The following is a 6,281-nucleotide window of genomic DNA, read 5'->3' as shown; positions in this document are numbered from 1 at the left end:
TTCTATTCTTCACGGACTGTTACCTGAATGCGCGTTTACTAAATTAGGGAACCGCCGTATACCGAACGGTACGTACGGTGGTGGGAGAGGTCGGCGTAGGAACTAATCCTACGCCACCTACTCGATTGAAGGCCTGAATACTCAGGAGGGAAGACTATCAAAAGAATTAGCGTTCCCCGTTTAGCGTTCTAAATCAACCAATTAATAATTCATGTTGTTAATATATTTTTCGTAATTTCAACCAGTCCAACAGGTTACGGACTTATGTCCCATATAAGATTCTGATAGTACACCCGGTTTTAAGATTCCTGACAATAAATTGGTGCAGCACCGGTAGTAATAAGAAATAACCGGCGCTAAAAATTAGCAGGAAAGGTCTGTAGTAGCAATTTCTATACCCACAGCAATTACAAGCGTAATGCTGCTGATTAATTACTATTGCTATGAAGTTTATCCAAAACCTGTCTATCAGGAACAAATTACTGCTTGTTTCCCTCGTTCCCCTGGGGGCATTGCTGTACTTTCTCGCCACCGATGTAGCTGACAAAATTACCAAACGCGATAACCTGCGCCGGGTTCATGATTATGTAACGGAAATTGAAAAAATTGCCGACATCATTTACAGTGTGCAGGAAGAACGCGGTTATGCCATCAGTTATCTCAACACTGGTGGAAAGGAAGAAAAAACGGAAATGTTGAATCAGCGGATGCAAACTGACAAAACCATTGCTGCGCTTAACCAGCTGTTAAAAGAACAGAAAAAGGATAAGAAGTTTGCTGTACTGAATAATATCGGCGATATCCGGGAAAGTATCAATCAGTTCCAGGTAGATGTGGATACAATGACCAATGCCTATACCAACATCAGCAATCATCTGTTGGACGAAGTGAATGCAAATTATCGCAGTGCGCAGGACCCAGAGATCAGGAATATGACAGAAGCGCATTTCTATCTGTTGAACGGGATCGGTTTTTTGGCCCAGTTGCGCATGCGCATGCATATTGCCATTTTAAAGAAAGAATTCCAGGGACATGAGTTCGCAGACTTTGCCAGTCTGAAAGGCAAATTTGAATTAAAGCTCCACAGGTATTATATGAATGCAACGCCTGAACAGCAGGCTGCTTTTACTTCCCGCATCAACAACCCGGCCATTGTACTGGCTAAAGCAATGATTGATTCGGTATTTAATGATCCCGACGTAGCGGCTACCATGTCGGTGAATACCTGGCGCATAAATATCTCTACTTTTTTAAACGAATTAAAAGCACAGGAAGACCTTTCTACCCTGGAGACCCGGCAACTGGCCGAAGAAAAGCTCGCATTTCTTTCCGCCGCCTTTATCAGGGGCGTAATCATTGTAATAGTGGTGATGGCGCTTATTTCGCTCCTGTTGATATTCGTGATCCGTTCCATTGTTACGTCATTATCGGTGATCAAAACCGCGGCAGATCGCATTGCTATGGGGGAAACAGATATTGTTGTTCCTGCAAATACCAGAGATGAAATAGGGAACCTGGCTGCCTCTTTTAACAGGATGGTCGAGATCTCGAAAGAATATACCGTAATAGCAGATACGATCGCACGGGGTGACTATAGCCCGGTCATAACAGTACGCAGCGATGCCGATCTGCTGAGTAAGGCGTTGAAGAACATGAAGCTGAACCTGCAAAAGTTCTCCAATGAAAATGAGGTGCGCACCTGGATGTTGACAGGCGCCAGTGAAATGAATAACATTTTGCGGGGTGAAAAAACTGTACAGGAACTTGCCCAGCAGATCATTAACCTGCTTACGCCTTATTTTAAAGCCCAGGTGGGCGCCATTTATGTAGCGGAGAGCAACCAGTTGTTGCTGGCAGGTAGTTATGCCTATTCATTCCGGAAGGGAAACGCCAATAGTATTCAGATAGGGGAAGGTCTGGTAGGACAGGCGGCCAGGGAAAAGAAGCCCATCGTATTTGCCAATGTTCCTGACGATTATGTAAAAATAAATTCAGGCCTGGGCCAGGTTACCCCTAAAAATATCCTGGTATACCCATTCCTGTTCGACAACTACCTGAAAGGCGTAATTGAAATTGGAACGGTGCGTGAGATCACCGACCTGGACCTGCAATTATTAAAGATCGTTTCAGAAAATATTGGCATTGCCATCAACTCAGCACAGGTAAGGGTGCTGCAAAAAGAGTTGCTGGAAGAAACCCAGCGCCAATCGGAAGAGCTGGTAGCGCAACAGGAAGAACTGCAACAAACCAATGAAGAGCTGAGTGAAAAGACCAGGTTGCTGGAACGCTCGGAAGCCGAGCTAAAGGCCCAGCAGGAAGAACTGCAACAAACCAATGAAGAGCTGGAAGAAAAGGCCAACCTGCTGGAAGAACAAAAAGAAAAACTGGAGCTGGCCAAAATGGAGGTAGAAAACAAGGCCCGGGAACTGGAATCAACCAGTAAATACAAATCGGAATTCCTGGCCAATATGTCGCACGAATTGCGTACGCCGCTTAACAGCATTCTGATCCTGTCACAACTATTAACGGAAAACAAAAACCAAACACTCTCTCCCAAGGATGTTGAGTTCGCCACGAATATATACAACTCCGGCAGCGACCTGTTAACACTTATCAACGAAATACTCGATCTGTCGAAAGTGGAAGCCGGCAAAATAGAGATCGAGATCAATGAGGTGCCGGTAAGCGAACTGACCAACAGCCTTAAGCAGCTATTCACGGAGGTGGCGAAGAGCAAGAACATCGAGTTCAATATATATTATGAGGAGGAACGTTTTGCCTCGCCTTTGCACACTGATAAGCAACGGTTGGAGCAGATCCTGCGCAACCTGTTGTCCAATGCCTTCAAGTTTACCGACCAGGATGGAAAGATTGACGTTCGCATCGATCTGGAACGGCCCAATGTGTCTTTGCGGAATGAAAAATTGAGGCAGCTGCCCGAGGTGGTGGTGTTTTCGGTTAGCGACACGGGTATTGGTATCCCCGAAAGTAAGCAGGGTATTATTTTTGAAGCGTTCCAGCAGGCCGACGGTTCAAACAAAAGAAAATATGGCGGCACCGGTCTGGGACTGTCTATAAGCCGGGAACTGGCCGGCGCCCTGGGTGGCGAAATACACCTGGAAAGCTCACCAGGTAAGGGCAGCACCTTTACGTTGTACCTGCCATTGAAATTTGATACGGAAAATGTGACCAGTGGAGAAAAGAACATAGAAATACGCAAGCCGGCCGTCAAAAAGGAATTGCCGGTTATCCCCCCGCATGTGCCTGCGCCTCACCAGGATGCGGAGGACGACCGCTATAACCTCAGGGATAATGATAAAACCATCCTCATCATTGAAGATGACGTGGTGTTTGCGAAAGTGCTGCTGGATAGTGCCCGGAATAAAGGGTACAAGGGCATTTTAGCCCACCAGGGCAACACGGGATTGAGCCTGGCCCGGTATTACCGCCCCGACGCAATAATACTGGATATGAAGCTGCCGGTGCTGGATGGTTCCGAAGTATTGAAGCTGTTGAAAAATGATCCGGAACTGCGGCATATACCCGTACAGATCATGTCGGGGTACGACCGGCGCAAAGAAGGGCTTGAGCTGGGGGCGTTTGACTTTATTCGCAAACCGCTTACCCATGATGCCGTTCATGACGCCTTTGACCGCATTCAGGAGTTTATAAACCGCAAGCTGAAAAAACTGCTGGTGGTGGAAGACAATGCAGCACAGAACAAGGCCATTCGTGAGCTCATTGGCAACAGCGATATAAAATCCTTTTCCGCCCACACGGGGCAGGAGGCATACAACATGTTGCAGCATGAACGGTTCGATTGCATTATCATTGACCTGGGACTGCCCGATATGACCGGTTTTGAGCTGATGGAAAAAATAAAAGAAAATGAACAGCTGAACAAGATCCCGATCATTGTATATACCGGCCGGGATATGAACAAGGACGAAGCGCGGCGACTGGAAAAACTGGCCAATACCGTAGTGCTTAAAACCAGCGACTCACAGGAACGATTGCTGGATGAAACAGCCTTGTTCCTGCACCGGGTGGAAGCAAAGCTGCCAAAAGAAAAACAGCAGATCATTCGCAAACTACACCGTACCGAAGAAGTGCTGAAAAATAAAAAAGTGCTGATCGTTGATGACGACATGCGCAATATATACTCCCTGACCAATGTGCTGGAAGAAGAAGGTATGAAATGCTTTGTAGCGGAAAACGGCCAGGTAGCCCTCGAAATGCTGGACAAACATCCCGGGATCGACATCGTGCTCATGGACATCATGATGCCTGAAATGGACGGATTCGAAGCTACCAGGGCCATCCGCAGGATGGACCGGTTTGATAAACTGCCCATCATTGCATTAACGGCAAAGGCGATGAAAGGCGACAGGGAGAAGTGCCTGGAAGCGGGCATGAGCGATTACATTTCCAAACCGGTGAACATAGACCAGCTGTTGTCGCTGATGCGTGTATGGCTTTATAAATAAATAGGAGGGATGCTAAAAACAGTATGAATGATCGCTAATGAAGAATACAGGCAATTCCTGGAATCTGTAAGGTTTGTGTATGGATACGATTTTACCGAATACGCAGAAGCTTCCGTTTTTCGGCGAATAAGCGCATTCATGGATAGTAAAAAGATCGTCAGCCTGAAAGACCTGGGAAAAATGGTGCTGAAAGATGAAACGGCCTTTGAACATTTTATCCAGGAGATCACGGTGAACGTGACCGAAATGTTCCGGGATCCGCTTTTTTACAAAAGCCTGCGAAAAAATGTGATCAACCGGCTGGCTACCTACCCGTTCATAAAAGTATGGATAGCGGGTTGCAGCACCGGGGAAGAAGTGTACTCTATGGCCATTCTGTTCAGGGAAGAAGGGTTGCTGGAAAGGACCGTGATCTATGCCACCGATATTAACCAGGATGCCTTGCAGAAAGCGCGCGATGGCATTTCTTCCATCAGTAACATGAAAACCTATACGGAAAACTATTTGAAAGCCGGAGGCAAAAATTCATTTTCCGATTATTATAAAGCAAAGTATAATTCTGTGTTGTGGGATAAATCGTTGCGGCAAAACATTGTTTTTTCGGTACATAACCTGGCAGTGGATAGATCGTTCAACGAATTTCAACTGATCCTTTGTCGCAATGTGCTTATTTATTTTAACCAGAGCCTGCAAAACAAAGTGATCAGCCTGTTCTATGAAAGCCTTTGTCCTTTTGGCTTTTTAGGACTGGGCAATAAAGAATCGTTACTGTTTGCGGAAAAGCAGAAGTGTTTTGAAGAAATTGATAAAAGGGAAAAAATATTTATGAGAACAAAATAGCCTTATCAATTGAACCCTGAACAAAAAAAAATGGTTGATGCCATTGTGATCGGTGCTTCGGCAGGCGGATTATATGTTATGATCCGCATCCTGCAATTATTGCCGGTCAGTTTCAACAAACCGGTAATAGTGGTGCAGCACCGGTCGCGGGATGAACGTTCGTTACTGGAAGAAGTGTTACAACAGAAATGCGAGGTGAAGATAAAACAGGCCGATGAAAAAGAATTGATACAGCCAGGTACTGTTTATTTTGCACCGCCCGATTATCATTTGCTTATCGAGAACGATCGCTCTTTTTCATTAAGCTTCGATGCACCGGTAAATTACAGCCGGCCCTCGATAGATGTGTTATTTGAAACGGCAGCCGATGTATATAAAGAGAGCCTGGTGGCCATTATACTAACAGGGGCGAATAAAGACGGGGCGAACGGCATAAAAAAGATCGCTTCGTTGGGCGGCACTACCATTGCCCAGGCGCCTGAAACAGCGGATTATCCTGAAATGCCAAAGGCCGCCATCAGTACCGGTTATGTGCAACATGTTTTAGATCCGGAAGCTATCGGGCAATTTTTATTGGACACTATGAAAAATTAATTCGTATGGTAAAACAGGCTGAGGACCATATTTTGATCGTAGACGACAAGATCAACAATATTTATGTACTGGAACAGATACTGGGCCGGCCGGGACGTAACCTCATTCGTGCTACCAATGGCAACGAGGCGCTGAAAGTGGCCCTGCACCAGGAAATTGACCTCATCATGCTCGATGTGCAAATGCCGGACATGGATGGTTTTGAAGTGGCCCAGATCCTGAAATCGAACAAACGCACCAGTGAAACCCCCATCATTTTTGTAACAGCCGAATTAAAGGAACACCAGTTTGTAATGAAGGGGTTTGAAGAAGGCGCTATCGACTACCTGTACAAACCGCTCAATCCCGATATCACCGAAG

At 45.9% G+C, this 6,281-nt stretch carries 4 protein-coding genes; all 4 read left to right on the top strand.

Translation table 11 applies throughout. The annotated features are described in order from the left end of the window. Positions 1–443: 443 nt before the first annotated feature. Complete coding sequence (locus ACJ751_RS00850) at positions 444–4,487, top strand: response regulator (protein WP_407743471.1); 4,044 nt, start codon at positions 444–446, stop codon at positions 4,485–4,487. A gap of 27 nt (positions 4,488–4,514) precedes the next feature. Continuing rightward, complete coding sequence (locus ACJ751_RS00845; RefSeq protein WP_407743470.1) at positions 4,515–5,327, top strand: CheR family methyltransferase; 813 nt, start codon at positions 4,515–4,517, stop codon at positions 5,325–5,327. A gap of 9 nt (positions 5,328–5,336) precedes the next feature. Beyond that, positions 5,337–5,921, top strand: a complete 585-nt coding sequence (locus ACJ751_RS00840; protein WP_407743469.1) for a chemotaxis protein CheB — start codon at positions 5,337–5,339, stop codon at positions 5,919–5,921. A 5-nt stretch (positions 5,922–5,926) separates the two neighbouring features. Further along, the coding region (locus ACJ751_RS00835) for a two-component system response regulator (protein WP_407743468.1) at positions 5,927–6,281 on the top strand (355 nt) is incomplete at its 3' end.

It is taken from the genome of Niastella sp., assembly GCF_045805085.1.
Taxonomy (GTDB): domain Bacteria; phylum Bacteroidota; class Bacteroidia; order Chitinophagales; family Chitinophagaceae; genus Niastella.
The sequence above is the reverse complement of the archived record's forward strand: the minus strand, read 5'-3'. Positions and strand labels throughout refer to the sequence as shown.

Coding starts and splice junctions, on each gene's coding strand:
- ACJ751_RS00850 (WP_407743471.1), top strand. CDS start 444: ATGAAGTTTATCCAAAACCTGTCTATCAGGAACAAATTACTGCTTGTT.
- ACJ751_RS00845 (WP_407743470.1), top strand. CDS start 4,515: ATGATCGCTAATGAAGAATACAGGCAATTCCTGGAATCTGTAAGGTTT.